21 protein-coding genes are annotated in these 26,708 nt (G+C 67.7%); 14 read left to right on the top strand and 7 right to left on the bottom strand.

What is annotated here, in order from left to right:
- Window positions 1–9 precede the first annotated feature (9 nt).
- The 4 genes from CMC5_RS46240 to CMC5_RS35565 all read right to left on the bottom strand — a co-directional run bounded on the left by CMC5_RS46240 (window position 10) and on the right by CMC5_RS35565 (window position 5,341).
- Complete coding sequence (locus CMC5_RS46240) at window positions 10–537, bottom strand: hypothetical protein (protein WP_050434570.1); 528 nt, start codon at window positions 535–537, stop codon at window positions 10–12.
- Window positions 534–2,651, bottom strand: coding sequence for a hypothetical protein (locus tag CMC5_RS35575; protein WP_050436325.1), 2,118 nt, complete (start codon window positions 2,649–2,651; stop codon window positions 534–536). Before CMC5_RS35575 ends, CMC5_RS46240 begins: the two co-directional genes overlap by 4 nt.
- Window positions 2,652–2,801: 150 nt before the next feature.
- Complete coding sequence (locus CMC5_RS35570; RefSeq protein ID WP_050434569.1) at window positions 2,802–4,646, bottom strand: Hsp70 family protein; 1,845 nt, start codon at window positions 4,644–4,646, stop codon at window positions 2,802–2,804.
- Window positions 4,643–5,341 (bottom strand): DUF2760 domain-containing protein, encoded by a 699-nt coding sequence (locus CMC5_RS35565; RefSeq protein WP_050434568.1) that lies wholly within the window; start codon window positions 5,339–5,341, stop codon window positions 4,643–4,645. Before CMC5_RS35565 ends, CMC5_RS35570 begins: the two co-directional genes overlap by 4 nt.
- Before the next feature lie 1,360 nt (window positions 5,342–6,701).
- On the opposite strand from CMC5_RS35565, the gene CMC5_RS35560 reads away from it, so the two are divergent.
- The 7 genes from CMC5_RS35560 (at window position 6,702) to CMC5_RS35530 (ending at window position 14,777) form a co-directional block, all read left to right on the top strand.
- A complete protein-coding gene (locus tag CMC5_RS35560; RefSeq protein ID WP_050434567.1) occupies window positions 6,702–7,064 on the top strand; it encodes a hypothetical protein in 363 nt (120 codons plus the stop codon).
- 328 nt (window positions 7,065–7,392) lie between these two features.
- Window positions 7,393–8,388, top strand: coding sequence for a hypothetical protein (locus tag CMC5_RS35555; RefSeq protein WP_169796408.1), 996 nt, complete (start codon window positions 7,393–7,395; stop codon window positions 8,386–8,388).
- A gap of 113 nt (window positions 8,389–8,501) precedes the next feature.
- Window positions 8,502–9,053 (top strand): RNA polymerase sigma factor, encoded by a 552-nt coding sequence (locus CMC5_RS35550; RefSeq protein WP_218920141.1) that lies wholly within the window; start codon window positions 8,502–8,504, stop codon window positions 9,051–9,053.
- Entirely contained in the window at window positions 9,050–9,853 is an 804-nt protein-coding gene (locus CMC5_RS35545) for an outer membrane protein assembly factor BamD (protein ID WP_050434565.1), read from the top strand. Before CMC5_RS35550 ends, CMC5_RS35545 begins: the two co-directional genes overlap by 4 nt.
- Window positions 9,850–11,151: an RCC1 domain-containing protein gene (locus tag CMC5_RS35540; RefSeq protein ID WP_050434564.1), complete on the top strand. Its 1,302-nt coding sequence runs from the start codon at window positions 9,850–9,852 to the stop codon at window positions 11,149–11,151. The genes CMC5_RS35545 and CMC5_RS35540 overlap by 4 nt, the downstream gene beginning before the upstream one ends.
- A 188-nt stretch (window positions 11,152–11,339) precedes the next feature.
- Complete coding sequence (locus tag CMC5_RS35535) at window positions 11,340–13,355, top strand: DUF1800 domain-containing protein (protein WP_050434563.1); 2,016 nt, start codon at window positions 11,340–11,342, stop codon at window positions 13,353–13,355.
- Window positions 13,356–13,367: 12 nt separating this feature from the next.
- Window positions 13,368–14,777 (top strand): DUF1501 domain-containing protein, encoded by a 1,410-nt coding sequence (locus tag CMC5_RS35530; RefSeq protein ID WP_063796404.1) that lies wholly within the window; start codon window positions 13,368–13,370, stop codon window positions 14,775–14,777.
- 149 nt (window positions 14,778–14,926) lie between these two features.
- Here CMC5_RS35530 and CMC5_RS35525 read toward each other — a convergent pair whose 3' ends face one another.
- Window positions 14,927–15,544: a hypothetical protein gene (locus CMC5_RS35525; protein ID WP_245678017.1), complete on the bottom strand. Its 618-nt coding sequence runs from the start codon at window positions 15,542–15,544 to the stop codon at window positions 14,927–14,929.
- 236 nt (window positions 15,545–15,780) lie between these two features.
- On the opposite strand from CMC5_RS35525, the gene CMC5_RS35520 reads away from it, so the two are divergent.
- Both CMC5_RS35520 and CMC5_RS35515 read left to right on the top strand, forming a co-directional pair.
- The gene (locus tag CMC5_RS35520) at window positions 15,781–18,921 is read left to right on the top strand and encodes an MXAN_5808 family serine peptidase (RefSeq protein WP_050434560.1); all 3,141 of its coding nucleotides are present in this window, start codon (window positions 15,781–15,783) and stop codon (window positions 18,919–18,921) included.
- A 51-nt stretch (window positions 18,922–18,972) separates the two neighbouring features.
- Entirely contained in the window at window positions 18,973–19,455 is a 483-nt protein-coding gene (locus CMC5_RS35515; RefSeq protein ID WP_050434559.1) for a tellurite resistance TerB family protein, read from the top strand.
- Window positions 19,456–19,540: 85 nt separating this feature from the next.
- On the opposite strand, the gene CMC5_RS35510 is transcribed toward CMC5_RS35515, so the two are convergent.
- Window positions 19,541–19,843, bottom strand: a complete 303-nt coding sequence (locus CMC5_RS35510; RefSeq protein ID WP_050434558.1) for a hypothetical protein — start codon at window positions 19,841–19,843, stop codon at window positions 19,541–19,543.
- A 66-nt stretch (window positions 19,844–19,909) separates the two neighbouring features.
- Between CMC5_RS35510 and CMC5_RS35505 the strand changes: the two genes are divergently transcribed.
- Window positions 19,910–20,806 carry a uroporphyrinogen-III synthase gene (locus CMC5_RS35505; RefSeq protein ID WP_050434557.1) on the top strand — a complete coding sequence of 299 codons (897 nt, stop codon included), beginning with the start codon at window positions 19,910–19,912 and terminating at the stop codon, window positions 20,804–20,806.
- Here the strand turns inward: CMC5_RS35505 and CMC5_RS35500 are convergent.
- Entirely contained in the window at window positions 20,794–21,576 is a 783-nt protein-coding gene (locus tag CMC5_RS35500) for a hypothetical protein (protein WP_050434556.1), read from the bottom strand. The genes CMC5_RS35505 and CMC5_RS35500 overlap by 13 nt on opposite strands.
- A 435-nt stretch (window positions 21,577–22,011) precedes the next feature.
- Between CMC5_RS35500 and CMC5_RS35495 the strand changes: the two genes are divergently transcribed.
- From CMC5_RS35495 to CMC5_RS35480, 4 genes are read left to right on the top strand one after another with little or no spacing between them, the layout of a single operon-like run.
- The gene (locus CMC5_RS35495) at window positions 22,012–23,286 is read left to right on the top strand and encodes a hypothetical protein (protein WP_050434555.1); all 1,275 of its coding nucleotides are present in this window, start codon (window positions 22,012–22,014) and stop codon (window positions 23,284–23,286) included.
- A 33-nt stretch (window positions 23,287–23,319) separates the two neighbouring features.
- Window positions 23,320–24,504, top strand: coding sequence for a DUF1549 domain-containing protein (locus CMC5_RS35490; RefSeq protein ID WP_050434554.1), 1,185 nt, complete (start codon window positions 23,320–23,322; stop codon window positions 24,502–24,504).
- A 19-nt stretch (window positions 24,505–24,523) separates the two neighbouring features.
- Window positions 24,524–25,276 carry a hypothetical protein gene (locus CMC5_RS35485; protein ID WP_050434553.1) on the top strand — a complete coding sequence of 251 codons (753 nt, stop codon included), beginning with the start codon at window positions 24,524–24,526 and terminating at the stop codon, window positions 25,274–25,276.
- Between the two features lie 10 nt (window positions 25,277–25,286).
- Entirely contained in the window at window positions 25,287–26,663 is a 1,377-nt protein-coding gene (locus CMC5_RS35480; protein WP_050434552.1) for a hypothetical protein, read from the top strand.
- Window positions 26,664–26,708: the final 45 nt, after the last annotated feature.

Raw genomic sequence — 26,708 nt, 5'->3', positions numbered from 1 at the left:
TGTCCTCCCTCACCACGCGGTCAACACGGGGGACCGCTGCCCTTCGACCCACTGCTCCTGCACGACGACCATCGGCTTCGGAGCGAACATGCCGTCCTCGTCCTTGCCGGGCGCCCAGAACTGGAACACCCGACGATCCCCGCGGCGCATCGGCGTCAGCAGCTCGCCGAACGGCGCATCCACCGGGCCCCCGATCCAGAACGCGACCCCCTCCGGCGCTCCGCCGACGAGCGACACCGCGAAGACCTGCCCCTCGCAGCGCACCCGCAGCCATGCGCGGACGACCTGCGCGCGACAGGTCGCCGCGGCGGGCCCCTGCCGGGCAAACTTCACCCGCGGCGCGGCGAGCCATTCGGCCACCGTCGGCGGCTTCGACGGCTCGGTCGGGAGCGTGTCGCCGTCGAGCAACAACTCCTCGGCGGCACTACCCTCGGGCCCGCCGGCAGCAGGATCCCCTGCACTGGCAGGCGAAAGGCCTGGCGACACGACCGCCGCCAGCGCGACGAGCCCTGGGCCGATGACGAGACGGCGGTTCACAGTGTCCTCAGGAACGCCACCAGGGCGGCGCGTTCTTCCAGCGTGAGGTGATCGGTCTGGCCCATCCGGTTCCCATTGCGCGCGATCAGGTCGTCGAGCGACGTGGCGCTGCCGTCGTGGAAGTACGGCGCGTGCCCTGCCACATGGTTGAGGGACGGCGTCTTGAACTCCGCCCGCGCCTCGTCGTCGAAGCCAGGCCGCGCCGCGAGCTTGGCGAGCGGGTACGCCATCCGGTCCGTGTAGTCACTCTCCGGGACGTGGCATCTCGCGCAGCGCGCCACGTCGCTGTTGAAGATGGCCTTGCCCCGCTCCTCCTCGGCCGTGAGCTTCCGCTCCTCCCGCGGCGGTGGCACGAGGCCCCGGCGCAGGAACGCCGTGAGGAAGGAGGCGCGCGCGTCGAGGTTCGCCTGCTGGTGAGGTGGCAATCCCCCCCAGCGATGAAGGCCGAACCCGCTCACCAGCCGCGATGGCAAATCAGGGCTTTCCCCGTGCCATCCGTACGGCCCCTCCGCGATGCGGCCGGCGAGCATCGGCGTGCGGCGCGGAACCCCCTTCACCCGTTCCTCCTCCGGCAGGTTCTCGGGGATCCCGACGAAATTGACCTGCGTCCCATCCGACGTGTTGAACCTCGCCTCGTGCCACACGTGGCCATCGTCGCGGCCCTCGGGGTGGCAGCCACTGCACGCGAGACCCCCGCTCGTGACGCGATCGGTCGCGTTGTAGAAGAGCCGCCGCCCGGTCGCCGCGTCCCCACCGAGCGGATCGTCCGCGAACCGCGCGAGCACGGGCGCGGCTGCCACGAAGGCCGCGCCGTCATGCGGGTCGAGCTTCACCTCTGCCACGTCGTACGTCGCCCGGCAGAGCACGTAGGCCGTCGACTCGTCTGCGGAGAGCGTGATCCCCTGCGGCGCGCCACAGGTCGTCGCCACGTTCAGGTACGGGTCGACCGCACCCCCCACGGCGTAGGTCCGCATCACGGCGCTCGTCGGGTCGATCGACATCGCGTCCAGCTCGACGATCGCGTCGAGCCCCTCGGCAGCGACGAGCAGCGACTGCGTCCGCCCGCGCCTCACCATCGCCCGGGGCTGCGTGAAGGCGCCGAGTGGTCCCCCTGGCAAGGTCAGCTCGTCCGGGCGCGTCTCCTTGTCGGCGCGCACGAACGGCGCTCGCCCCGAGCGCTTCGGCGCGAGCGGCGTTTCCCCTGGCAGGAGCAAGACATCCACGGTCGACGCCCCGAACCAGGATGACGTCCCCAGCGCGCCGAGCGCATGACGCGCCGCGAACAGTCGGTCCTCCGAGAGGATGACCGCGAACCCGAACGCCGCACCGAGCGGCTTGCCCGGTGGCGTGCGGAGCGGCCCTGCCGGCAAATCCACCCGGCTCACGGCACCGCTCGCGACGTCGAGGCGCGTGAGCGCGGCGCCGACCAGGTGGGACACATAGGCCGTGGCCCCATCCCGCGTCACCACGATCCCTCGCGGCTCCCGCGCCACGGTTGCCGTCCAGCGCACCTTCGCGGCATCGAGATCCACCGCCGTCACCGTGTGCGTCCACGCGCTCGTCACGATCGCCGTCTTTTCGTCCGGCGTGACCGCTACCCCCCATGCATCGGCAGCGACCGACACCCGCGCCACCTCGACGAGGCGGCTCCCCTCGGCCCTGCCCTCCAGCCCCGGCGCCGGCTCCCCCTCTGCGCGCGTGGCCTCCCGCATCACCACGAGCCACCCCGGATCCCGCACCGTCACCAGCACCCGGTCGGCGAGCGCGAGCACCTGGGCCGGCGCACCTGGGACGGCGACCTCGGAGGTCCCCTTGCCTTGCCCGAGTGGCAGCTCCAGCAACCGTACCACCCGGTGATCCTCGTCTGCCACGATCAGCGCATCGCCACGCGCCGTCCGCGCGATCGCGCCACCCTCGTGCGTCGCAGCCCGCACCGCGACGGTCGGTGCTGGAGGCGTGGCGGCGCTGCCCGTGGCCGCCGCCGTCGCGCTGGCAGCCGGCGCGCCCACGTCGCCACGATCGGCGTCCTTCTTCCCGCACCCCGGAGCGAGCGCCATCGCGCAAGCGAGCGCCATCGCGCCGACGAGCCCCCTCGCCCTGACCTGATCCCGCATGCTCCCCGCCATGCTACCCGGACCTCATCTCCCGGCGCCACGCCACCAGGAGACCGCGCCATCACGCCATCGCCGCATCGTCCGGGCAAGGGGCCTCACCTGGGAGCGTTCCTACCGTGACGAGCGCTCCTGCCGTGAGGAGCGCCTCCCTCACGACTCCGAGCGGACCGACAGCTCGACGCGCCAGCGCTCGTTGGGCTTCTGCGGGTTCGTCGGGATCGCCTCCAGAAGGAGCGTCCCGATCTCGGTCACCGACGCGCGCACGTGCACCGGGACGACCTCGCCCTCGGGCCGCCCCTCGGTCGGGAGCGTCACCTCGATCGGCGAGAGCTCTTCCAGCTCACCCGCCTTCCAGCGCGTCACCTCGGCGCCGGCCTGATCGTCGCGGCGCACGGCGGAGCCGAAGAACCGGAACTGCACGGGCTCGCCCACCACGACCATCAGCTCTTGCGGCGGCAGCTTCGCCTCCGTCCCTTCCTCCATCCCGAACGGCGCGACGCACAGCGCGGTGATCGGCGGCTCGATCCCCGGCACGGCGGGGACCGCGTCCTCGATGCCCACGTAGTACGCGCGCGCCGTGCCGCCGCGGATGCGCAGACCACGGCCATGGCGGGTGAGACCGTAGGCTGCGGCGCCCCGGGCGACGGCGAGATCGAGATCGGGCGCGGGCAGTACCCGCACCGGAGGCGCGCCGTCCTGGGTCAGCCACTCGTTGAGCGTGCCGAGGAGGCGCTCCCGGAGCGGCTCCCCCTTGAGCACCCCGCCGTTGAAGAGCACCGCCGTGGGGTGCAGCAGCGCGCCGCTCGCCTCGGCCGAGAAGCCCGGCAGCTTGCTCGTCGCGCCGGCCTGGCGTCCCAGGAACGCCGCGAGGTGGCGCGTGACCGCCGGATCCTGCGCGTACGGCAGACCGAGCTGGGTGAGGCCCGCGCGTGTGCGGGTGGCCGGGCGTGCGCTCGCAGGGACGACGGGGAAGAAGCCGTCGACGAGCGTGCGGGTCAGCTCCTCGCGCGTCAGCTCGGTGCGGATCGAGCCACCGAGCAGCTTCGAGCCGCGGGCGGCGAGGGTGATCGGCGCGGACCCGAGGTTCGCGTCTCCGAGAAGGCGCTCCTTCGCCACGCGCGCCGCGTAGGTGAGCGCCGTCATCTGCCAGCGGTCCAGCTCCTTGCCCTCGGCTTCGAGCTTGATCCGCAGGATGTGTGCGAGGGCGAGGTCCATGTTGTCGCCACCGAGGAGGATGTGATCCCCGACCGCGATGCGGGTCAGCTCCAGGTTGCCATCCTGCTCGACGGCAGCGATCGCAGAGAAGTCGGTGGTGCCGCCGCCGATGTCGGCGATGAGCAGCACGTCCCCTGGGCGGAGCTGCTTGCGCCAGGCCTCGCCGGCTGCAGCGATCCAGGAGTACACCGCGGCCTGGGGCTCTTCGAGGAGCGTGACGTCCTCGATGCCCGCGGCGACGGCAGCTTCCACGGTGAGATCGCGCGCGGCGGGATCGAACGAGGCCGGGACGGTGAGCATCACCTCCTGGCGGGCGAAAGCGAGTTCGGGATCTCCCTTCGCGATCACGTGATCCCACGCCTCGCCGAGGTGCTCCAGGTAGCGCCACGACGCCTCGACCGGCGAGATCTTCTCGATGTCCTCCGGCGCGCCGAGCGGCAGCACCCCGCTGCGCCGGTCGATGGCCTGGTGGCTCAGCCAGCTCTTGGCGCTGGCGACGAGGCGCGCGGGCGCATCGAGGCCACGGGCGCGGGCGTGCTCGCCCACGGCGAAGCGGCGCTCGGCGTCCCAGGGGAGCGCCTGGGGCCCTTCGCTCTCCGGCGGGAAGTACACGAAGGAGGGCAAGAGCGTGCGCGCGTCGAGCGATCCCTGAGCGACGAGCTGGGGGATGTCGAGCACGCGGATCTCCGCCGTGTCCCGCGGATCCTCGTGGATGGGCGCGTAGGCGAGGGCGGAGTGGGTGGTCCCGAGATCGATGCCGATGACGTAACGAGTGCTCATAGCTCCACCTCGGCCGGGGCGAGGATGTGGGGGTCGTGGCCTGCGACGGGTACGGGTAGCTTGATCTGGTCGGCGCGCCAGCCGCGGTGGGTGAGCACGCCCGTGTAGGGCGGGCTGCCACCGACGTTGCCGCTGAGCTTGATCTCGGCGGGGCTGTAGCCCGAAGCGATGGTGATCCTGGCGCCTTCGTCCTCGCTCCGGACGGGCGACACCGTGGCGTGATCGCGCAAGGCCTTCCGACACCCCTCGTGGATGACGCGGGCCGCCGCGCCGATCTCGGCGTCACCGAAGCTGGCGATGTCCTGCTGGAGGAAGTCGATCAGGCGGCCTTCCCGCTGGAGCAAGGCGAGGAGCTGCAAGGCCGGCTCGGGGCTGGGCGGCCCGGGCGGTGCAGCGGGCAGGTCCGGAGGCGGTTCCTTCCGAGGCTCTTGCCGGGACGCCTCCTGCGCTTGCCGGGCTTCCTTCTTCGGAGCGGTCACCGTGGGCGCTTCGGTGGGCTTCTCGGCGTCGTCGTCCGCGGCCTTCGCCTTGCCCTTCAGCCTCGACGGCTCCCTGGCAGGAGGCAGCGGCTCGGGCGCGGGCTCGCGGGCGAGGAACGCGCGAGCCGCGAACGCGCCGTCGAACAGAACGCGGAAGAAACACACCCAGGCGAACCAGAGCCGGGTGGCGAAGGGCAGGGGCGTGGGCTCAGGCACGGCGGGAGCCTACCCCGGCGCGGCGGCATGTGCCCAAAGGAGAGGTGCGAAGACCTCCACGAGTCGGTCGCGAGGGGGCTTGGAGAGGCACCCTGGTCGTCGCGAGCGTCAGCCAAACGCCTGGCGAGAAGGGCTGAACATCGTGAGTCGGGGCAGCGATCTCGCGCTTTCAAAAGCGTGAGAGCGGCCCGGCAGGACGCCTCCCCAAGCTGCGACGGCGTCTCGTCTCTCCCAGAAGGCGTCTGTGTGCCGCACCGTGGCTGCGTGAAGCGGTCAGTATGTATAACGTTAAGTGTATATACCGATAAGTGTATATAACGAATGTGTTATATGCATCCTCTCAGCGATCCAGGGTCCAGGACGGTCCGAAAATCGATGCTGAAACCCTCGGGTACGCGAGGTCCCGGATGTCCCTGGAGGAAGGTGTCGACCCTCCTGGAGGAAGGTGTCGGGGTTCCTGGAGGAAGGTCTCGACCCTCCTGGAGGAGGGTGTCGAGGTTCCTGGAGGAAGGTGTCGGGGTTCCTGGAGGAAGGTCTCGACCCTCCTGGAGGAGGGTGTCGGGGTTCCTGGAGGAAGGTGTCGACCCTCCTGGAGGAAGGTGTCGGGGCTCCTGGAGGAGGGTGTCGACCCTCCTGGAGGAAGGTCTCGACCCTCCTGGAGGAGGGTGTCGACCCTCCTGGAGGAAGGTCTCGACCCTCCTGGAGGAGGGTGTCGGGGTTCCTGGAGGAAGGTGTCGACCCTCCTGGAGGAGGGTGTCGGGGTTCCTGGAGGAAGGTCTCGACCCTCCTGGAGGAGGGTGTCGAGGTTCCTGGAGGAAGGTCTCGACCCTCCTGGAGGAGGGTGTCGGGGTTCCTGCTGGGTAGTGGTCGAATTGCCGGGCCGATGGCAACGGCGTCTGTGATCACACCTCTTGGTGTCATGCCGAGGTGGCGCACCGACGCCAGGTACTCCGCATTGAACTGCCGCGTCGCTTCGCTCGCGGGTCTGCCCTCGCCGTAGCGCGGCCATCGATTCACTCAATCACACCGTGGCCCGTTGCCGGTTGGAGAATGGCGGCACCACGACGCAGAGCAGATAGATGGACGAGCAGCTTGACGGCAATGGTCACACCGAGCTCCGAGGTGCTCGCGAAGTCCGTCTGTACAGCCTCGCAAGGGGGGTGACGCTGCGCCAGCATCACGTCCTTCCCATTGCCATACTCGGCGCGCCATGGCCTCACCCGGCGCTCCAAGATGCAGGGCTGACCCGGCTCGTAGCGATCCGGGGGCTTCGAGGGCAGCTCGCCTTCTTGAGACGCACTTATGTGCCGTGTTGCGATCCATGTCCGCATTGCGAGCAACACGACCGATTCGTCCGTGCTTGCTCATCTCCTCCATCACGCTCCTCACCATCGCATCGCTCATCACCGCATCGCTCATCACCGCATCGCTCATCACCGCATCGCTCATCACCGCATCGCTCATCGGCCTCATGCGCCAGAGCGCAGGCTGCGACGAAGCGACTGTCGACAAAGGTGCATACTCGTCTGCACTCTGCACTGTCCCTGTGCCGAAGGAGCTGTCGGCGGGGGCGCTGTGCGCGCCGCTCGATCGAGGCTCGATGCGTCGACTCGCAGCGGACGTCGGTGCCTGCCTTGGCGCATTCGTCGACGTGATGGCCGACGACGCCTGTCAGCAAGCTGCAGCCCTTCCTGAAAGACTTCTTTCTCCGGCCCGAGCGTGAGTACGATGCATGCAGAATGCAACGAGGGCTCGTCGCCACCGCCTCCGGCCACGTCGTGCGACACGAGAGTGCCTTGCGCAGAGTCCTCGAGGACGGGGGCCTGAAAGTCGTGAACAATGAGGCCGAGTGCGCTCAGAGGGTAAGTCCCGAGCCTCGGCGGCGAGAGACGGCGGTGGCGAGCCCGCGTTGCAACTCGCGATGTCTCCACATGCGAATTTGTTCGAAGGAGTCGCGCTTTCCTGGTAGATGCCGCGCGATGCACGCAGCGCGTCGTGTGCATCACTGGGCGGGCAGGGCGCTGTTCCAGACCGCCGGCACGATGCTGGCCGTGCAGCTCCTCGCGCCGGTCGCTGTGGCTCACGAGCGGACGACCGCGGAGCTTTCCTATGTGCGTGACGCGGGCGCTGCGCGCTGTCCGGACGAGCAAGAGCTCCGCGATGCCGTCGCCGCGCGACTTGGTTACGTTCCGTTCGTCGAGGGCGCCGAGCTGCGAATCCGCGTCAGAATCACTTCGTCGCGTTCGATCCTGCGTGCGGCGCTGGAGGCAGTGGACGACAAGGGGCGTCCCGTGGGGCACCGTACGCTTTCCTCCACCGGCCGTGATTGTGACGAACTCGCCGGTGCGCTCGCTCTCGCGATCAGCGTCGCGATTGACCCCTCGGCTCTCCTCGGCGTGCCCGCGCCCGCAACGGTTCCCGTCGCGCCCGAGGCGCACCCTGGCGAGTCCGCACCCGCGCCCGCACCCGCACCCGCACCCGCACCCGCACACCCGACTGCGCCGGCCGCTGCCAAGCGTGAGGTCGAGCCGGAGCCGGCGAGGCCAACGAGCCGCTCCTCCAGGATCCACGTGAGCGGTCGGGTCGGGCTGGCCCACGGCAACGTGCCCCAGGTGCGTCCGTACGTCTCCGTCGACGCGGATCTGGGGATTCTCGAGTACCTGGCGTCCCGGGTCGGAGTGCGCTGGGATGCTCCCGGCCGGGCCGAGAGCGCCACCGGCCAGGTTGAGGCGCATCGGCTCGACGCGCGTGTATTCGGGTGCCTGGGGCCAGCCTGGGGAGCCGTGTGCCCCGGTTTTGCCGTAGGCAGCACCTTTGCACGCGGGCTGGGCGTATCGAGCCCGCGCGCGGCAACCATATGGTCGACGGCCGTCGTCTTGGACCTTTCGGTGCGGGTCCCCCTCGGTGAGACCTTTGCGCTCGACGTGCGCGGCGGCATCGACCTCGGACTTCGCCCGATCTCGCTGGAGCTCGATGGCCTGCGCGTGTGGCAGAGCGCGGCAGTGTCCCCGCATCTGGAGATCGGACCCTCATGGAGGATTCCGTGACGGATCGGGGGCCGCCGGACCGAGAACAAGAAACCCCCTTGGATTTCGACGAGGTGCTTCGCGCGAGGAGCGGTGGCCCCGCATCTGGAGATCGGTCCTGCATGGAGGAGCCCGTGACGGGTCGGGAGCCGCCGGCCCGGGAACAAGAAACCCCCTTGGATTTCGACGAGGTGTTTCGCACAAGGTTCCGGTATGTGTGGAATACGCTGCGACGGCTCGGTGTACGCGTTGCGGACCTCGAAGATCTTACCCATGACGTCTTCGTCGTGGTGCATCGGAAACGAGATCGGTTCGACCCCACGCGCGATATCCGACCGTGGTTGTTCGGCATCGCCGCGAACGTGGCATCGGACTACCGGCGCAGAGCAGGCCACCGGAACGAACTCTCCACCGCCGTCGTGGACATGGCGGACCCGGCTCCCCGGCCCGACTGCGTGCTCGAAGAGCGAGCAAAGGAGGAGCTGGTGAACCGCGCGCTCGCCGCCGTCGAGGAATCGCGAATCGGGGTCTTCATCATGCACGATGTCGATGGCGTGGCGATGCCGGAGATCGTCGCCACACTCGGGATCCCTCTGAATACCGGGTACTCTCGACTTCGTCTCGCCAGGCAGGATTTCAGCGCAGCGGTGAAGCGCCTGCGCGCGATGTCTGGAGCCGACCGATGAACCGCGACGATGAGCTGCCGCCGCTCGACGACGACGCCGCGTCCCTGCTGCGCACCCTCCAGGACCAGAGCGTTCCAGGAGAGATCGTCGAGCGCGTGCGGGCACGCGTCGACGCGACCCTTGCCCTCGCTGCGCCGTCACCGGACGTGAGCGGGACGGACAGTGCCGCAGGGGCATCAGCCAGCGCGTCATCGTCCTCGGCGGCGCCTGCCAGCGCGTCATCGTCCTCGGTGGCGTCGGTCGCGAGCTCGGCAGGCCTGCACGCGGCCTCGGTGAAAGTTGCGCTGGTCGCCTTTGCGCTGGGCGTGGGGACCGGCGTTGGTGCTTCACGCTTGGTCGCCGAGGCCCCAGTCCGCGTCGTCCACGAGGTGGCGTATCTTCCGGCTCCCACGCCGAGCCAGACCGCGGATGGGGTCGACGAGGCCACGGCTGTCGTCGAGGTGCCGAGCGTCCTTCCGGATGCCGGGGTCGGTGGGACCGATGCCGGTCGTCCCGATGCGGGCGGTGCAACGACGGGCCGTCGAGATCGAGCACTGTCCGAGGAGAATACGCTGGTCACGCGCGCTCAGAGTGCGCTCGCACGAGGGAACCCGGGCGAGGCGCTCGAGGCTTTGAACGAGCACCAGCGACGCTTCCCCGCAGGACAGTTCAGCCAGGAGCGTGAAGCGATGGCAATTCAGGCGCTCGCACGCCTCGGTCGCGCCGATGCGGCTCGCGCACGCGCGGCGACGTTTCGTGCTCGCTTCCCTGACTCGGTGTTGCTCCGAACCGTCGACGCCGTCGTGAGCCCGTCACCGTGAAACGCGGCAGCACCTTCCTGTTCGTGGCGATGTCGCAGCTCGCATGCGGGGTCGCACACGTCGATCTCGGGAGCAGCGATCCAGCCGAGGAGAGTGAGTTCCTGTTCGCGATGGGCGCGTCGGCGACGTGTGCCGTAGGCTCCGACGGGATCCTTCGGTGTTACGGCGTCGGCACCGATGGTCGCTTCGGGGTCCCTCCGTCGACGTTCACCGAGACCTGCGCGGGGGAGCCGTGTGTGGCAGCGAAGGCCATCCGAATCGGCCAGACCCCGACCAGCTCGGTGACGCTCGGCGATTCCTTTCTGTGCGCGACGCTGGGTGGCGATACACGCTGCGCTGGCGGAAATTCCTTTGGCATGCTCGGGCGTGGTCAGCACGATCGAGACGCGCATACGAACTTCGTCGCGGTCGACGGAAGACACGCGCTCTCCAAGCTCGTCGCCGGTCGCGGACACGCCTGTGGCCTGTCGTCCAGCGGCGGCGTTTGGTGCTGGGGTATCGGCGTCCATGGGCAGCTCGGCCGGGATCCGAACACCCTCGGCGACTGCGGCCTGCCCGCAAACGTCGAGGAGGCGACCCGACTGGCCGTCTCGCCCACCGACATCTTGCGATGCAGCGAGGTGCCCGCGCTCGTGCCGGGCTTGACGGGCATCACCGACCTCCGCGCTGGCCCCTTCGCGACCTGCGCCTACTCCGCGCCCAGTGGATGGCGTTGCTTCGGGCGCAATGTCAGCGGCTCACTCGGTGTGGGGACGAGCCACACTGGCGTGTTCACGCCCACCGCGCTCACCGTCGCCGGCACCATGGATGTCGCGCTCGGTCCGACGCACGGCTGCCTCGTCGACCGAGAAGGGTTCGTCCAGTGCTTCGGTCGCGCCGAGCTCGGGCAGCTCGGCATCGGCACGACGGCCCCCGATACCTGCGAGGGGTCGCCATGTGCGCTGGCCCCCGTCATGGTCAGGGGTCTGGGACCCGCGCGCCGGGTCGCGGTCGGCGACGCGCATTCCTGCGTGCTTCTACATGATGGCTCTGTCTCCTGCTTCGGAAGCGACTCGCACGGCCAGATTGGCGACGGCGACACCACCAGCGACGACTGCGGCGGCAAGAGATGTTCTCTGGCCCCGCGCTCGGTCCGCTCGTATGTCGGCATCTTCAAGCAGATCTCCGCGCACGGAGACGCGACGTGCGCCACCAATGGCTATGATGGCCTGTTCTGCTGGGGCGACGGCACCCGAGGTGAGCTCGGTCAAGATGTGCCGCAGATCCTCTCGACGCCGACGCGCGTCCCGATCCCCTGATCGCGGTCCCTCGTCGCGAGGTCTGAACCAGGTTTTCTTCGGGGCGACACTTTTCGTGACGGATGTCACCCCGACAAGTCGACTCCACGGACAGCAGGTCGAGCTCGAACCCGTCGGACGGCTGCGTGCAGCGTTGCCGGCGGCGAGCTGCACGGGTGAGTCCGTTGGTTCCAGCCGAGGAGTCGCGAATGAAGGGTTCGAATTGGGCTTGCACGCTTCTCGTCGCCGCGGTGTGCGTACCCATCGTGGCCGGCTCGCCAGCGTGCTCGGCGGACGGTGACGGAGCGGGAGGTAGCGGCATCGGCGCCAGTGGGAGCGCATCCACGGGCATCCCGGACGCTGGGGGCGACGGTGATGGGGGCGACGGTGATTCTCCCAGCTACCGACCGATCACCGGATGCATCGGCGGTTCGGACGATGGCGAAGGGACGCCGAGCTTGGGGATGTCCCTCGCGGACGAGAAGGCGGACGAGCTGCTCGCTCTCCCTGCGGGAACTGCGCTTGGTGCGGACGGGCTGCCGACGAACATGCCAGCGCGTTCGGCAGTCCGCTTCCTCAACCAAGCAACGTTCGGGGCGACGGATGATGATGTCGCGCGTCTGAGCGAGCTGTGGAGGGGCGCGTGGATCCATCAACAGTTCGAGCTTCCCATCGGTATCACCACCTGGGATCGGGTGCGTGCGCTGCAGACCGCCTGGTTCAACAGCCAGAACAATCCACAAACAGCCGACCCGATAAGTCTTCCCTATCAAGTTCTCGATGCAGCGGTCTGGGCCTCTTTCATGACCAGTCCGGATCAGCTTCGCAAACGAGTGAGCTACGCACTTTCGCAGATTCTCGTCGTGTCGATGGAGGGGCTCGGCGGAAATGGCTACCAGAATGCACTGTTGGCTGCAGGATATCTCGACGTGCTCGAGCGAAATGCGTTCGGCAATTTTCGTGACCTGCTGAAAGACATCTCGCTCAATCCGGCGATGGGCATGTATCTGTCGCACAAGGGCAACAAGAAGGCCGTGTACGACGCCGACGGCGTGACCGTGCTGGTCCAGCCCGATGAGAACTATGCGCGCGAGGTGATGCAGCTGTTCTCCATCGGACTGCTGGAGCTCAACAGCGATGGTGCCCACAAGCTCGACGCGAGTGGCGCCGAGCTGGAGACGTATACGACCGAGGACGTGATGGGCCTATCACGCGTCTTCACCGGCTGGGACTGGGAGTTCGACAGCCGAGACGGGAGCGGCACCCTGACAGGAGCCCCAGGTGGCACGTCCATCGACGGCCCCCCGCGAGGGGTGAACGCCGTGTTCTGTGAATGCTATCGGAATCCCATGGTGATGACGGCGTCGCGACACGCTCCCGAGGAGAAAGAGTTCCTCGGTGTCACCATCCCGGCTGGCACGGATGGGGTGACCTCCCTGGAAATCGCCATCGATACCCTGTTCAATCACCCGAACGTGGGGCCATTCCTCGCCCGCCAGCTGATTCAGCGTCTGGTGACCAGCAATCCGAGCGCGGCCTACGTCAAGCGCGTCGCAGACAAGTTTGCCGACAATGGCAATGGCGAACGCGGCGACATGAAGGCACTCATCGAGCAGATCCTGCGCGACCCGGAGGCCCGGTCTCCGCTCAACATCACGTCGCCCGCCGCCTGCTGGGGTAAAGTACGTGAACCCGTTGTTCGCCTGACGGGACTCGCTCGTCTGCTCGGCTTGAACCGCAGCGGTCTCGTCTGGTCCAGTCTCGTGGCGATGAACATGAGCGATCCAGCAACCCAGTTGAGTCAGAGCCCGCTGCGATCGCAATCGGTGTTCAATTTCTATCGGCCCGGGTACGTACCGCCCAACTCGGCGATCTCGGCAGCCGACCTGGTGGGGCCTGAATTCCAGATCACCACGGAGACAGCGATCCCTGGCGTCATCAATTACCTGCAAGGTTTCATGAACGGCGGCGCACCCAGGACCACGGGCGCCGTCTCGATCGACATGACCCCGTGGCTCGGACTCGCAGCTCAGGCACATCCAGGAGGTCTGGTCGCGGACCTGAACTTGAAGCTCGCCAACGATTCACTCTCGGCCGACAGCGTGAGTGCAATCGAAGAGGCGCTGGGGAATCAGGCAGCGGTTGGCACGTCGGCGCAGAGGACTCGCGTGCGTACTGCGCTGCTCATGATCCTGTCATCGCCCGAATACTTGATTCAGAAGTAAAGGAGAGATCCCATGTCGAAATCGGTATCCCGTCGTCAGTTCTTGATGCGATGTGGTGTTCTCTCGGCTGCAGGTGTGCCGGCTTTGCGCTGGGCAATGAACCTGGGAGCGATTGGAACCAGCGCCGCCATCTCCTCGACGGCACGCGCGGACGACGGAGAGGATTATCGTGCGCTGGTCTGTGTGTTCCTCGCAGGCGGGAACGACTGTCACAACACGCTGATCCCGCTCGACCCAGCGAACTACGATAAATATGCGAGGCTGCGCGGTGCAATCAAGATCGAGCAGGCATCGCTCCAGGCCACGGAGCTGGTGCCGTCGAATGCATGGACGGACGGCCGGCGCATGGCGCTCAGCCCGAGCCTCGCGCCCCTGAAGTCACTCTTCGATCAGGGGCACATGGCGATGGTGATGAATGTGGGACCGTTGCTCGGACCGCTCACGCTGGCCCAGTACAAACAAAACATCGGCGTCCCGGCCAAGCTCTTCTCTCACAACGACCAGCAGTCGACCTGGCAGTCCGGCGGCACGGAAGGAATGACCACGGGCTGGGGAGGACGCATGGCGGACCTCATGCTCAGTGGCAACGGCGCGAATGGCAGCATGTTCACGAGCATCTCTGCGACCGGCAACTCGGTGTTCATGTCGGGAAGGAATGTGTCTCAGTATCAGGTGAGTCCGAGCGCTGGTGGTGCCGTCAAGCTGCTGCCCGTTCCCTCCGTGGGAGCTGCCGTGGACCCCGCGGTGATCGCGGCGATGAGCAGTCAACTTCAGGCTCCCCGAGGTCACCTGTTCGAGGAGAGCCATGCGTCTGTGGCCAGACGCTCGATCGGAACAGAGGCGGTGCTCACGGATGCCTTGGCCGGCGTGGGCGATCAGGCGCTGATCGCTGGAAACAGCCTCTCGGCACAGTTGAACCTCGTGGCCCGTCTGATCGCTGCGCGGTCGGCTCTCGGTGTGAAGCGCCAGGTATTTTTCGTTTCCTTCGGGACCTTCGATCTGCACGCGATGGCCGCCGAGAAGCAGCCCATCCTGCACGGAGCCCTCGCCAGTGCACTGAAGGCTTTCTACGACGCAACCGTGACCATGGGTGTTTCCGCGAACGTCACGACCTTCACGGCTTCGGACTTCGGTCGTACACTCACGAACAATGGCGATGGAAGCGATCACGGGTGGGGTGGTTACCATTTCGTGATGGGTGACTCGGTCCAACCACGTTCGTGGTTCGGGCAGCTGCCAGACGTTGCGGTGAATGGTCGGCATGATGTCGGGCAGGGCAGGCTTCTTCCGGCAGTGAGCGTGGATCAGTACGGGGCTACTCTCGCCAGGTGGATGGGTACTCCAGCGAGCGAGATGGCGACCGTCTTTCCCAACATCGGGCGGTATGAGTCGTCCGACCTCGGTTTCATGAAGTCCACGTAGGTAGGCCATCACGCGCTGCGGATGAGGGCGGGTCTTTCGCTGTCGGCCTGCAGCACGGACTCGGAGACTCGACCCGGGGCGCAGTCGTCCGATCCCCCTGTGGGAGACCCGGTGCCGCCACCGTCGATTTTGATGCGCTTGTCTGAGCGCTAGAACGTGGCGCGGACGAGAGGGAAGCGGAACTCCTGACCCTGGAGCACGCCGAAGCGCATCATCTCCTGGGAGGAGTACAGCGGCCTGATCTCCGGCGCGGGCAGCCCGAAGGCGAGGCGCTGCGGATCGAGATCGACCAGGCCGAGCGCCGGGCGAGGCGGTGCGGCGGGGGGCGCGGTGCGGACGCGGCTGGTGTTGATCCGGAGGTCGCCCTCGATCTTGGGGCCTTCGGGAGAGGGCTCCTGTCGCGCAGGATCCTCGCGCTCGACGGGCGGCCGGTAGGCGGTGGCGTTGAGCGTGACGATGACGGTGGGGATGATGAGCGCCATCCCGCCCGCCAGCAGGTAGAGCGGGACCTCGGCCGGAGGCGCGGCGCTCTCGATGGCCCAGCCACCGATGCCGCCCGCGATCATGCCGGCGCCGCCGAAAACGAGGTACGGCCACGTCGACTCGACGCCGAAGGCGGCGAGACCGATCATCACCGCCTCACCGCCGAGCAAGGTCGTGCCGACGATGCCCTTGCCGGTCCCGCTGACCTTCTCCTGCGCGCTCGCCTCGCGCGCTCCGCCGGCGAGCGCTGCGGCGAGCGCTGCGGTCGAGAGGAGGAGGCTCACCCGTCCCTTGCGCTGTCTCCCAGGCATCGTGTTTCCCGGGAGGGACGGTAGCACGGGCAAGCTCGGCGCCGAAGCCTCGGAGAGGGCCGCCCTCCGTGAGGGGGGTCTGCCGGTCGTCACGGGCTCGGGGCGTCTCGGATGCTGGCGGCGTCGTGTCCGTAGCGCCCCGCCCGGTCGCAGTCAGCCGTCCGCCCCATCTCGACTCCGGCTTCCCCGAGTCTATACTCGATCGCTATATGCCCCACAGACTGCTCGAGCGTCTCGGAAAGGCCCTCGCCTTGTTCGGGGCCTTCGCTCTGGCCACGTACTTCGCGCTCCAGTTCGGTCCGGGCGGCCTATGGCGCGGCTTCGAGCCGGCGCTCGCGGTCACGGGCCCGTCGGCGAAGGCGCCGTACGACCTGACCCGCCTGGAGGCCGTGAACGAGACCCTCAAGATGATCCGCGACAAGTACGTCGACCCGGAGCGGGTGCGCCCCCGGGAGATGTTCTTGTCGGCGCTGAACTACGTCCAGCGTGACGTGGCTCAGGTCATCGTCCTGAGCAACGGCGATGCGAACGAGGTGACGATCCGCGTCGAGAACAACGAGAAGAAGTTCCGCGTCGACAACATCCAGGGGCCCTGGGATGTGTCGGCGCGCCTGCGCGAGGTGTTCTCCTTCCTGCAGAAGCACCTGCGCGGGACGGAGGTCGATCTCCGTGACGTGGAGTACGCGGCGTGCAACGGGATGCTGCACACGCTCGATCCGCACTCGGTCTTCCTGTCTCCCGAGGCGTACAAGGAGATGAACGTCTCCACCTCGGGCGCGTTCGGCGGTCTGGGGATCGTGATCTCGATCCGTGACCAGCTCCTGACGGTGATGAACCCGATGCCGGACACGCCGGCGGGGCGCTCGGGCATCAAGCGGTTCGACCGGATCGTGAAGATCAACAACGAGTCGACCTTGAACATGCCGCTCGACGACGCTGTGCGGCGGCTCCGGGGCGATCCCGGGACGAAGGTCACGGTGTGGGTGGTGCGCGAGGGGGAGGGCGGCTGGAAGGAGCCCCGTCCCTTCGAGCTGAGCCGCGAGGTGATCAAGGTGCGCTCGGTGGAGGCGCGCCAGCTCGAGGCCGGGATCGGCTACGTCCGGCTGAAGCAGTTCCAGGCGACGACGACGGCGGAGCTGGACGCGGCGCTCGACACGATGCGCAGCCGCGGGCCCATCAAGGGGCTGGTGCTCGACCTGCGCGGCAACCCGGGCGGGCTTCTCGATCAGGCCGCGCGGGTGGCCGACAAGTTCCTGACCGACGGGGTGATCGTCTCCACGGTGGGCGCCTCCGAGGGGCGCGAGGAGAAGCGGGCCAAGGGGCCCGGGACCGAGCCGGCGTACCCGATCGTGGTGCTGATCAACGGCAACAGCGCCAGCGCGAGCGAGATCGTGGCCGGCGCGCTGAAGAACCACAACCGTGGCGTGATCGTGGGGCAGACCTCGTTCGGCAAGGGGAGCGTGCAGCTCGTCTTCCCGGACGTGACCGCGGAGAAGGCGGCCCTCAAGCTGACCATCGCGCAGTACCTGACCCCGGGCGACGTCTCGATCCAGGGCGTGGGCGTGACGCCCGACATCGAGCTGGACCCGATGACCGTGGACGAGCTGGAGATGGATCTGACGGTCACGAAGGACGGTCTTCGTGAGCGCGATCTGTCGGCGCACCTGTCGAATGCGCAGGCCGCGTCGGGGGGCAAGCCCCTGGAGGTGGTGCGCTACCAGCTCACGAGCGCCGATCGCGAGCAGCTCCGCGAGCGCGGTGGCGAGCTGGACGACGACTTCTCGCTCGACTTCCCCATCCGCTTCGCGCGCGATCTGGTGGGGCGCCTGCCGCCGAAGGTGGCGCGGCTGGAGCAGCTCCGCGCCGTGCACGACTTCATCGAGCAGGTGGGCAAGGAGGAGCTGAACAAGGTGGCGGGTGAGCTGGGCAAGCTCGGCGTCGACTGGGCGGCGCCGCCCGATGCCTCGGCGCAGGTGAAGCCGGAGCTCGAGGTCAACATCGAGACCGACCGGAAGGGCGCCGAGGTCACCGCAGGGCAGCCGATGGAGCTGCGGGTGACGGTGAAGAACACCGGGAGCCAGCCGGTCTACCGGCTGCGCGGTACGACCGACAGCGACAACCCGTACTTCAACAGCAAGGAGCTGATCTTCGGCAAGGTGGCGCCTGGCCAGTCGAAGACGGCGAAGGCGCCGCTCGGGTGGTGCGAGGTCGAGGGGCGGAAGTTCGGGACCATCCGGCCGCGCTCCGGGGACGAGAAGCGGAACTGCCGCATCCCGATGGACGCCCTCTCCCGCAGCGACGGCCTGAAGGTGAAGCTCGAAGCCGAGGGGCTCTCGTCGGAGCCGCCGACGGTGGAGATCCGGCCGACCGTGCGCGCGCTGGAGCGCCCGCTGTTCCAGTACTCGTACCAGATCGTCGACGACCGCGGCGGGAACGGCGATGGGCTCATCCAGAAGGGCGAGCGCGTCAGCCTGTACCTGACGGTGAAGAACGTCGGGAAGGGGCGCTCGTACGAGTCGCAGACGAACATCTCGAACCTGTCCGGGGACGGGCTCTTGCTGCACGCCGGGCGGTTCGACATCTCCAACATGCAGCCGGGAGACGTGCGCCGGGTGGTGTTCACGTTCGACGTGCAGCCCCAGCTCACGGAGCCGGAGGCGACGCTCACCTTGACGGTGGGCGATCGTGACCTGCGCGAGTACGCGAGCGAGAAGGTGAAGATCCCCGTGTCGGCGCCAGCGACGCTCGCGCCCGAGAGCGGGGTGGTGAAGGTCGGCACGGGGGGCGCGGCTCTCCTCGACAGGCCGGACGCGAACGCGCACAACTTCGGCAAGCTGGGCGCTGGCGCCGCAGTGAAGTCGCTGGCGCGCGTGGGTGGCTTCCTGAAGGTCGAGCTCGGCCAGGGGCGCTTCGCGTTCCTCGCGGACAAGGACCTCACCCGTGGAGGGACGGCACCTGCGACCGTGGCCTTCGAGGACGTCTACTCCCACGCGCCGCCGATGGTCGAGGTGGCCGCGTCGGAGATGGCGACGCGCGGCGACACGGTGAAGATCACCGGCACGCTCTCGGACGGTGAACGTCTGCTCGACGCCTACATTTTCGTGGGGAGCCGGAAGCTGTTCTACAAGTCGAACCGCGACGGCGCAGACCCGAAGAAGATGGGGATCGAGTTCGAAGCGCCGCTCCGGCCCGGGGTGAACGTGATCAGCGTGGTGGCCCGCGAGAACGCGGACACGACCACGCGACGTACGCTGGTGGTCCGGAAGGATGGGCCGGATGGGACCATCCTGAAGACGCCGAAGTCCGACGACCCGGTCGACGAGTGGATCGTCGGCGCCGGTGACGAGTAGCGAGGGGATTCCCATGCTTCAACGACACCGGAACGGATAAAGGAGCAGGACGTGGGTCTGCTGTCCTGGCTCGGTCTTCAGCGGGAGAGTTCTTTCCCGAACCTGGGGGCATTGCTCCGGGAGCTCCGCCAGGCGCTCCCGGATGACGAGGCGGTCGTACTCCGCTACATCGCCATCGTCGTCGTGTTGCTGGGGAAGGTGGCGTGTGCCGACGGCCGCTTCTCCCAGAAAGAGGAGGAGCTCCTGCGCGCACTCCTGGCGCACGTGGAGGGGCTCAGCCCGGGGGCGATCGACGCCGTCTGCTCCGCGCTCGAGGGCAAGCTGCCCTCGATCCAGGAGCAGGAGCTGGATCGCTGTTACCGCGAGCTGAAGGCGCTGTGTGATGCCGACGAGCGCGCGCGTGTGGTGCGGCTCCTGATCCAGCTCGCCGCCGCCGATGGGGCGATGACGGCGGCCGAGGTGGCCGAGATCGAGCGGATCGCCGAGGAGCTCGGGGTGGCGCTGGAGGAGATCGCGCCCGACCTCAAGGCGTGACGGTGAGGGAGGTGATGCTGCTCGAACGAGCCGCATGGCCTCCCGACGCTGCATGCAGGTGAGCGGCCGCGCACGCTCGCGGGGGTCAGGGCTCCGACTTCGTTCGCTCCGGCGGGCGTTGTCGGAGGGCCGTCCACGTCACGAACAGCACGAACAGGATGGCGCCGGTGACGGCCACCAGCGTGCCGACGTTGAAGAAGTAGTGCATGTCCCCGGCACCACCGATGCCCATCAAGAAGATGCCGAGGAGGGTCACGCCAGCGCCGATCACCGGGTCCGGGCCCTGGGTGGCGCGCGTCGTCGCGGTGCCGGGCTCCGGGGAGCCGGTCCGATCCGAGCCTGGAGAGGTGGCCTGGTTTCCCACGGTCTGGTCCGCCTGGTCTTCCATCACCACACCTCCACTCTATCAGACGCCGGAGCCCTGGGGGTTCGTTGCGTGGTTTAAGCTCGTGCTGTGAGCACCTCACGGGATTTTGCCGGACAGTCCGTCGTCACCTTCGAGAGTCGCCGTTCGGTCGAGATGGGCTCCCTGGTCCAGCGTCACGGGGGCAAGCACATCCCGGCACCCACCCTGCGGGAAGTGGTGGTCGACCGGAACGAACCTGCGCTGGCCTTCGCGGGTTCGCTCCAGCGGCGCGAGGTCGACGTGGTGGTGCTGATGACCGGCGTGGGGACCCGCGCGCTCGCCGCCGAGGTGGAGACGGTGCTCGATCGCGCGCACTTCGCGGAGGCGCTCTCCGGGGTGCAGGTGGTGGTCCGCGGGCCCAAGCCGGCGGCAGCGCTGCGGGAGCTGGGCGTGAAGGCGTTCGTCACCGTCCCCGAACCGAACACCTGGCGGGAGGTGCTGGACGTGCTGGGCGTCTCGGCCGCGCCGCTCGCCGGGAAGCGGATCGCGGTGCAGGAGTACGGCGCACCGAACCGCGAGCTGTACGCGGCGCTCGAGGCGGCGGGCGCAGCGGTCGTGCCCGTGCCGATCTACCGCTGGGCCTTGCCGGAGGACACGGCGCCGCTACGGCGCGCTCTCCACGCCCTCGCCGCGGGCGAGGCGTCGATCGTGCTCTTCACCAGCCGCCCGCAGATCGAGCACTTCACGATGGTGGCAGCGGAGGAGGGAATCCTCGCCGAGGTGCGCGCGGCCCTCACGCGCGGGGTGGTGGCGTCGATCGGCCCCGTGTGCTCGGAGGCGCTGCGGGCCGAGGGCTTGCCGCCCGACCTGGAGCCCGAGCACCCGAAGATGGGGCACCTCGTGAAGGAAACGGCAGCGCGCGCAGGAGAGATCCTGGAGCGGAAGGCCGCGGCGCGAGCGCAGGAGAGCGCTGCTCGCGGCGGCGAGGGGTCTCAGTTGTCGTAGTAGTCGTCGTCGGCTGCCACGGCCGTCGGTGCGCCCGAGGGCTTCGTGTGGCCCGCGTCGATGACCTCGGCGCGGTAGATGACGCTCCCGTCTTCCGCGGTGATCTCGCCGCCCACGTCACCCCAGGTGAATCGCTCGCTCTGGACCGTGTGCATCGTGGCCGTCTTGCCGCCGATGCGCACGCGGTAGCTGGTGCGGTTGCAGGCGATGGGCTGGCCTCCGACGTCGACGTTGACCGCCTCGGAGCCCAGCTCGGCTTCGTTGACGTCGGCTGCGACGGTGGTCCGGGCCATGAGCGCGTCGTACGCGGAGAGGGGCGCTGCCTTCTGCGTGCCCTGCGCGTCGATCCGCGCGACCTCGAGGATCTCTCCCCGGTTCTCCGCCGCGTCGCTCATCTTGACGCGGAGGGTCTCGCTCCGGGTCCCCGTGGTGAGGCTGACGTCCACGAGGAGGGCATCGCCTTCACGAGCGACGACACGCTGGGTGAGCGTGACCGGCTTTTTCTGGAAGGTTCCGGTGAAGCGGTAGGTGACGTAATCACCTGACTGCCGCAAAGGGGCCACCGCGGCCGTATTTTCGCTGGCTTCGACGCGATCGGACCCGGTCTCGGCGCTGTCGCGCTCCGCTTTGAGAGAGACCTTCGTTATGCCGTCTTTGGACGGTTTCGCTTTGGCGGTAGCCGGCGTGTTCGTTTCCGCATCGAGCGCGGCGCGGCCACAGCCGACAGCGAGGAGAGAAGCCAAGACGGCCGTGAGGAGCGTTCGCGTCATGGGCTTCCCCGCTAGCGGAACCCGGGGGGAAAGGCCCAATTTCCGGCGAGCGGGGGTGGGGCGGAGGTCGATGCGGGCGTCCTGGGAGAGGGCCTGGTGCTCGCGGGAGAGGGCCTGGTGCCCTGCGAGCGCAGGGCGTGACGGCAGCAGTGGAGAGGTGCTCTCTCGATGGAGCTGCGAGGCCTTTGTGAGGCGCCTGGGGGATCGCGTTACCAGGGCGTCGACCTGGTCAAGGAAAGTCACCTGGGATCTGGGTGACCGGGTCACAGATGATCCAGTTCGCCGCTCTGACTGTCGTTATTCAATGAAGGGGGGGAATAACCGGCCGGAAGCGCGTTTTTGCGAGCGCTCTGCGGGTTGACGTCCGTTGGCCCGTCATGTGCACTAGCTCCCTCGTGCCTTGGAGGTCTCCCGCAAGGGAGAGGATAGGTAGCTATGCAGAAGGTTCAGCTCTCCCGACCCAGCTCCGCGCATTCCTTGTGGCTCAAGGGAGCCAGCGCCCTCCTTCTGGTGGGGTCCGTGGCGATGGGCTGCGTCTCGCCCATCGAAGGCCTCCCGGATGATGGGGGCGGCGCCGGCAAGCCCACCGACCCGGATACGGGCACGGGCGCGGGCAAGCCGGTGGAGGTCGATACGCTCGACGAGGCGAAGGATTACTACTTCAAGGTCGATCCGCTGTTCTCGAGCACCTGTGGCTCCTGCCACGGGAATGCGGCGCTCCAGCAGGCTCTCTTCCTCGAAGGGACGACCAAGGAGGCCCGCTACGAGCGCGTGAAGAGCTGGGACAAGTTCGTCCGGAAGAACTGGGAGACGAGCACCCTGCTGACCTATCCGCACGAGGGCGCGGCGCACCCGTCCACGGGCTCCCTCCACTCGGGCACGAACTTCGAGAAGGCGGCGCCCAGCCTGGAGGCGGATCTGGCGGCGTGGCTGCAGGCCGAATCGAGCCTGATCGTCGAATCGACGAACCCCCTCGGCCCGGGGACCGAGCCGTTCGCTCCGATCATGGGCGTCAACGCGATCTACCTCGATGAGATCGACTCCCAGCTCTACGGTGTGACGCTCACGTTCACGGCTTACGAAGAGGGCGGGTTCCTCTACATCAAGGACTTCCGCGCTTACACCTCGACGGTGACGGGCGTGACCCTGGTCGACCCGGCGTTCGCGGTCTACCCGGCTGGCAAGCCGGCCGTGAAGGATCGCAGCAACGTCGGCCTCAAGAAGGACATCCCGGCCGGCAGCGTGGAGCCAATTGGCAATGAGATCGGTCTGGGTGACTGGGTACCGGGCGCCATGCTGGCGCTCTACTTCACCGACGTGAAGCCCTACACGGCCGGCACGATCGACGAGGGTGGCTGCGAGGATCTCGAAGCCTTCACGGGCGGTGTCGGTGGGCAGCCCGCAGCCGCGGAGCAGTTCAGGCTGGGTTGCGGTGCTTGTCACGGTAACGGCACCAACAACCGTGCGTTCTCCGCGATCGATATGCGCGGCCTCACGTCGGGTGCTCCGACGGGGCCGAAGGATGCTTGCGGCCAGATCCGGATCCGGGTGGCAGGCGATTTCGAGAACCCGAACAACAGCCTGATCTTCCGGAACACCGATCCTGGCAACAACGCGAATCATCCGTTCAAGTTTGGTAATGCGGGGGCGTTCAACACCTTCAGAAACTCCGTCACGGCTTGGATGCAGGTCGAAGCCGCGGCCCAATAGCAGCAACTTGTCGAAAGGAATGCGAGGCGGTCTATGAGAACCACTCCGATTCTCCTGGCTCTTGCGACTGCGGTCGTGGCGGCCGCGTGCTCGGGTACGTCAGATGAACTGGATCCCCCGGATCCCGGAAACCCCAGTGGGCCTGGTGCGGTCGATTCGCCGGACCTCAGCCCGACGCCGACCGAGACCGAGGCCGAGCCGGAGGATTTCACCGTCCTCGGAGAGCGTCAGTTCGAGTACTCGGAGGCCTTGCGGACGGCGACGTTGAAGCTGCTGCGGCGCCTCCCGACGCTGGAAGAGATCAAGACCGTCCAGTCCGGTGGGAAGACGGCGTACGAGAACCGCCTCGACGAGATGATGGAGGAGCCTCGCTTCGCGGCCCGCATGGTCAAGTGGTGGCAGGACGTCATGCGGCAGGGCGGCGGCGGGAACGACGATCGCAACACGGCGCCGATGTTCGCCGCGCAGCTGATCGTCCAGGAGCGTGACTTCACCGAGCTGCTCACGGCGTCCGCGGACAACTGCGTGCGGTACGACGCTGGCGCGAACACGTTCGACGCCACGACGTGCAACAGCGGGGCGCCCGGCGAGGCCGGCGTGCTCACCAACCCGGGCGTGATGCGTCAGTACTACGGCCCGATGGCGTTCCGTCGGGTGCGCTGGGTGCAGGAGATCTTCGCGTGCAATGCGTTCCCCGCGGAGCAGGGCAAGGCGGAGCCGCGCGGCAACGGGACGTACTACGCGGCGTGGCCCTGGGAGTCGATCTCCAACACGCCGGTGGACTTCCTCAATGCGGACGCCGCGATCTGCGCGAACTGCCACCAGACGATCAATCACCTGGCGCCGCTGTTCGCGAACTTCGGTGAGAACGGGATGTGGAACAACAACATCGCCGTGAAGACGAACATCGACGGCGAGCTGGTGGACTCCCAGCGCAGCCACTGGCTGCCCGACACGGAGAAGACGGCATGGCGGTTCGGTGTCGAGGCGGCGGATCTGCCGGCGCTCGGCCAGGCCATGGCGAAGGATCCGGCAGTTCACTCGTGCATCGTGGCCCGCTCGTGGAACTTCGTGATGTCGAAGGAAGACATCGTGAGCGACGGCGCCAACGTGCATGCTGACGTGATCAAGCCGTTCCTCCAGGAGTTCACGGCGCGCAAGAACCTCAAGGAGGTTCTGCGTCAGATGTTCAAGAGCGAAGACTTCACGAAGTTCTAGAGTGCACAGGAGACAGACCATGAAGCGTGCAAATTCGTATCTGCATGGCGGCGCGGTGCCGAGCCTCCTCGCTGCACTGGCGCTGGCGGCGGCGGGCTGCACCGCCCCCGTGGACGACATCACGGACCCGGAGACGGAAGAGGAAGAGACTCCTTCGAACAACAACTCCCAGTCCGCCAACAACCCGCAGTCGACGGTCGGTGGCGACGGCAACACGTTCGACCACATGGACGACCTGACGCCGGGCGGTGGCAAGAGCAACGAAGAGATCATGGCGCAGCGTGATCAGGAGGGGCCGCTCGAGGTGCGCACCCGTCTGCACTCCTGCGCGAAGCTGCCCGTCGTGACGCTGGGCAACGTCCTCCAGGACTTCGGCGTGGACCTGAATGCGAACGCTCCCAATGGGCAGCCCGCCTCCGCGGGGCAGCTCTACCGGGACGGCCTCCGGACGCTGGGCGTCGAGGACTACAACGCCATGCTGGCCGAGGGGGTGATCTGGCGGTCGTCGGGTGCGACGAAGACCCTGGACATCTTCGTGCAGGCGGCGCCGACCATCATCCAGAACATCGCCTCCACGCAGCACTGCGGGGTCGAGATGTTCGACGCGAACGACGCTTGCAACCCGGACGCGGTGACCTGCCTCATCGGTCGGCCGGCGACGCAGCAGCACATCTCGAACTGCTCGAAGGCAGTGCGGGACGCGACGAGCGTCGACAAGGGTAAGATCATCGCTGTGGCGGCCGTGCTGTCTGCGGCACATTCGTGCGAGTGAGGAGGACGTCATGGTTTGCGACAAAACGAAAGATCTCCGTGGTGATTCGCGCCGTGCCTTCCTCAAGCTGTCGATGGCATTCGGCGCGGCTCTGGGACTCGATCGTGCGCAGGTCCTGAACGGGATCGCCGACATCGGCGGCACTGCGCTGGCTCAGGAGGGCAAGGCGGCGACGAAGAAGTCGATCCACCTGATCGCCGGCAACGGCGGGTTCGCCTGGTTCACGTTGCTGTGGCCGCATCGCGAGATCGCGACCTCGAACAACCAGAACGTCTCGTACCACCGGCTCGGTCAGACCCAGCCGGGTGATACGGACGAGCCGTCCGTCGTCGGTCCCGACACGCCGTTCGTGGGGATGGGCCGCTCCAAGCAGGTGAGCATCCTGCCGGCGGGCCGGAACCAGACGCACACGCAGAACCCGGGCACGGTGACTGCGGTGGCGATGAACCGGACCATGATGGCGTCGGTGGCCGCGATGCAGCAGGTGAACGCCTCGCTCGTGCCCGTCATCGGCATCGAGCCCGTCTCCTTCGGCACGGCCCCGGGTGCGCCCGCGATCACCACGGTCGGTGATCCCGGTGGCATGGTCGAGCTGTTCAACAGCGCCGCCTCGCAGTTCGCCCTGCTCGCCGAGCAGGACGCGCGGCTCTTCGAGGCGACTTACAAGACGCAGCTCAACCTGCTCAAGGCAGCGAACCGCCAGACGTTCTACAAGTCACTGGATCTCGGCCGCTCCGCCTCGAACTTCCTCGGGCAGAACCTGCGCGAGAAGCTCGCTCCCACGCAGGACGATCTGGCGCGCTACCAGATCAACGGCAACACCGAGAACAAGATGCGCCGCATCGCGCAGACGTTCATCACGGGTGCCAAGGCGTTCAAGCTGGGGCTGACCCAGAGCATCATCGTGCAGGTCATGAGCGACGATCCGCACGGCGCCTTCGGCAACATGGCCCGGCTGAACGAGACGGCGCGCTTGCTCAAGCTGTACTTCGAGAAGCTCAACGAGGACCTCGACATGGTCAACCCGGAGAGCGGCGTGAAGTACAACGAGGACCTCGTGATCACCGTGAACGGTGACACGCCGAAGGAGCCCCGTAACCGGAACAACTGGCCCGACGGCACGTCCAACAACTCGAACTGGATGTACGTGCTCGGCAACGGCCGCCTGCGCACCGGCGAGTTCATGTACTACCCGATGCAGGGCAACGCGGTGGGCAGCAACCCGGTGACCGGCAAGATCGACAACGGTCGCGACACGGCGAGCTGCACGGCAGCCTCGAACGCCGCGGTCCTCTATGCGATCAGCGGCGACATGCGGCGGGTCCGGGACTTCTACCAGGGCGACGAGGGCATCGACGGGTACATCCGTCCGAACCTCGACGGCTGATCCGAGCGGCGCTGAACTCTCGGCGCCGTGACACGAAGAGCGCGC

Origin of the sequence: Chondromyces crocatus (genome assembly GCF_001189295.1) — a bacterium.
Taxonomy (GTDB): Bacteria; Myxococcota_A; Polyangia; order Polyangiales; family Polyangiaceae; genus Chondromyces; species Chondromyces crocatus.
The sequence above is the reverse complement of the archived record's forward strand: the minus strand, read 5'-3'. Positions and strand labels throughout refer to the sequence as shown.